Here is a 3835-nt window from a genome sequence, read left to right on the forward strand (position 1 = left end):
TCGAGAGCTTCACCATCACGCTCGACGACGGCAATGGCGGCCTGATCACCAGGCAGATCGACGTCACCATCACCGGCACCAACGACGCGCCGGTGCTGAGTGATACCACCAATCCAGCCGCGGTGACCGAGCTTGGCGATGCCTCGGTGCAGAACCTGGCGGCGATCACCGGCAGCTTCTCGGTGCTCGACAAGGACGTCGGCAACATGCTGACGGCAAGCGTGGTTGGCAGCCCGACGGTGCTGTTGAATGGCTCCGCCTTCACGCTGCCGGCCGGCGCTGCCGCGCTGACCGCGGCCGGCGCCTTCAGCCTGACCAATGCGACGCAGACCTCGAACGGCGGCAGCCTGTCGGTCAATTACCAGTATGATCCGACGGCGGCCAATCTCGACTTCCTCAAGCAGGGTGACAGCCTGACCATCACCTACCAGGTGAAGGTCAATGACGGTAATGTCGATTCTGCGATCCAGGACGTGACCTTCACCATCACCGGCACCAATGACGCACCCGTCCTGAATGCTAACGGCGGATCGCTCTCTTATAAGGAAAATCAAGCAGCCGCGGCCATCGTTTCCTTGCTGACGGTTACCGATGTCGATAGCACGATCCTGACCGACGCGACAGTATCGATCACAGGCAACTTTGCTTCCGGTCAGGATGTGCTCGGGTTCACCAATCAGAACGGGATTATCGGAAGCTACAATGCGTCGACGGGTGTCCTGATTCTGACGGGTTCGGCGACAGTCGCGCAGTACCAAAGCGCGCTGCGCTCGGTAACCTACTTCAACTCCAGCGACGATCCATCCGGAGCGATCCGCACCATAAGCTATCAGGTCAATGACGGCTCACTTTCGAACAACTTGAGCAGTGTGGCAACCACCACAGTTTCGGTCACGCCAGTGAACGATGCGCCAACACTGAGCGCGAGTGCGATTAGTGCGATCTTCACGGAAGGAGCAGGCAGCTCGCAGGCAGCGCCGGTATCGGTGTTCACCGGCGCCAGCATCACTACGGTGGAGGCTGGTCAGACCATCAAGGGGCTCACGTTTACGGTCAGTGGGCTACTGGATGGAAGCAACGAGAAGATCATCGTTGATGGGACCGTGTTCAGTCTGACCGACGCGACAACCGGCACGACAAGTGGTGGCAACAGCTTGGGCTATAGCGTGTCGGTGAGCGGCTCAACGGCAACTGTTATGCTGACGAGCGCAGGTGGAATCTCCACGCTTGCGGCTGAGGCGGTTGTCAACGGGATCGCCTATCAGAACGCCAACATTGATAATCCGAGCGCCGGCACGCGTGCGGTCACACTGATTTCTATCCAGGACAGCGGCGGGACTGTCAATGGCGGCGTAGACACCAAGAGTTTGGCGACTTTCGCTGAGCTGACTGGGGCCAACAATCCGCTTAACGTCGATGTGGGGGACTACGCAAACCCTGCATTCGTGGACCTGAATGGGGATGGTAAGCTCGATGTCGTCATCGGGGCGGACGACGGAACTTTGCAGTATTTCCGCAACACGGGAACGGCCACTGCTCCAGTCTATGTGCAGCAAACAGGACCGAACAATCCGTTCAATGGTCGTGACGTTGGATCTCACGCGGATCCGACCTTTGTCGATCTTGATGGGGACGGCGACCTTGATGCGGTGGTAGGCGAGTTCGGCGCTAGGCTTCTATATTATAAGAACACCGGAACTGCGACCGCTCCTTTTTTCGAGTTCCAGAACGACTTTAGCAACCCGTTTTTCGGAATCACAGTAGGTGGAGTAGGTAGCCACTACGCCGCTCCGGTTTTCGCTGATCTCGATGGCGACGGTGACAAGGACGCTGTTGTCGGCGCACAGGACGGTACACTCTTTTACTTTAAAAACACCGGCACGGCATCAGCACCTGCATTTAGTGCTCAAGTCGGCGTCAACAATCCATTCAACGGAATCACTGTGGGGTTCGATAATTATTCGAATCCTGCCGTCCTCGACGTTGATGGAGACGGGAAGCTTGACGTTGTCGTGGGCGAAAGAAACGGAACCTTACATTACCTGAAGAACGTCGGAACCTCCGCCACGCCGGCCTTTGTTGAGCAAATCGATGGCAACAATCCGTTCAACGGCTTGGATTTCGGTGACTTTTCAGGTGCAACGTTCGCCGATATCGACGGCGACGGCAAGCCGGACGCTTTCATCGGCACCTCGGATGGCAAGATCCATTATCTCCAGAATGTCACGGCGTCCGCTACTGTCACCGTGGTCGCGGCGAACGATCCGCCAACGGCGACCAATTTGTCCGCACCCGAGACTTACACGGAAGGCACTCCACTCAACCTCACCGACATTGCGGTGAGCGATGTCGACAATACGTCGGTGACGGCGACGCTGACGCTGTCCAACGCGGCCGTCGGCAGTCTGAGCACAGCAACCTCGGGCTCTGTGACCTCGACCTACGATGCCGGCAGCGGCGTGTGGACGGCGTCTGGCGCGATCGCCGATGTCAATGCGTTATTGGCGAGCGTGATGTTCACGCCGACTGCAAACTTCAATGGCAATTTCACGGTTGCCACCAGCGTGAGCGACGGAGTGGCTCCGGCCATTACCGGTACCAAGGCGTTCACCGGCATCCCGGTCAACCATGCGCCGACAGCGACCAACCTGTCGACGGCCGAGAGCTACACGGAAGACACCCCGCTGAACCTCACCGAGATTGTGGTAAGCGATGTGGACGGTGGCAATGTGACCGTGATCTTGACGCTGTCCAACACGGCCGCCGGCAGCCTGAGCACGGCGACGTCTGGTGCGGTGACCTCGACTTACATCGCGGGCACCGGGGTGTGGACCGCCTCTGGTGCGATCGCCGATGTCAACGCGCTGCTGGCCGGGGTGACGTTCACGCCGGCTGCGAACTTCAATGGCGGCTTTACGGTTGCTACCAGCGTCAGCGACGGCGTGGCGCCAGCGATTACCGGCCACAAAACGTTCACCGGCATAGCGGTTAATGATGCGCCGGTGAATGTGGTTCCGTCTGCTAAGATGGTAGCGGAGGACACGAACCTTTCGATCACGGGGCTGTCGGTGAGCGATGTTGACGCGGGAACCGCGTCGATCACGACAACGCTGTCCGTTGCGCATGGTACGTTGACCGTGTTGTCGGCTGGCGGGGCCACGGTATCGGGCAGTGGCAGCGCTACTGTGACGCTGACTGGTACTCAGGCTCAGATCAACACCACGCTGGCGGCAGCCAATAACGTGATCTACCGTGGTGTGCAGGATTTCAACGGTGATGACACGCTAACGATTACCACGAATGACGGCGGTAACACCGGGTCGACCGGAGCACTCAGCGACGTGGACACCGTCGCGATTACCGTGACAGCGGTGAACGATGCACCGACGAATCTGACAATTTCATCAAGCGAAGTTGTAGAAAACTTGGCGGGCGCAACGATTGGCCTGCTCAGCGTTACCGATCCCGACGTCGGTGATGTGGCTACCTATACCATCCGTCCAGTCTTCGATGGCGCGCTCTTCACGATTTCAGGCAACGAGCTTCGCGTGGGAAGCGCAGCTCTTGATTACGAGGCGTCACCGACGCGGACGGTGACGGTGAGGGCAACGGATTCGGCGGGAACCTTCGTCGAACGGACACTCGTTATCGATGTTCTCGATCGAGCAGAAGTGACTTTGACGGGCGGCGCTGACATCATTACGGCGTCATCGGAAAACACGCAATTTATCGGTAATTCCACGACGCTGAATTCCACCGACAATCTTGACGGGGGCACCGGCACCGACAGCCTGGTGCTTTATGGGTCCGGCACTTTCAATTTGAACTCGCTGGC

At 58.6% G+C, this 3835-nt stretch carries 1 protein-coding gene; it reads left to right on the forward strand.

Features of this window, described 5'->3' with window-relative positions:
* Positions 1-3835, forward strand: a 3835-nt coding sequence (locus BLV07_RS45670; RefSeq protein ID WP_091899138.1) for a beta strand repeat-containing protein, incomplete at both ends; no start/stop codon positions are given.

Source organism: Bradyrhizobium sp. Rc2d, from assembly GCF_900099855.1.
Lineage (GTDB): Bacteria > Pseudomonadota > Alphaproteobacteria > Rhizobiales > Xanthobacteraceae > Bradyrhizobium.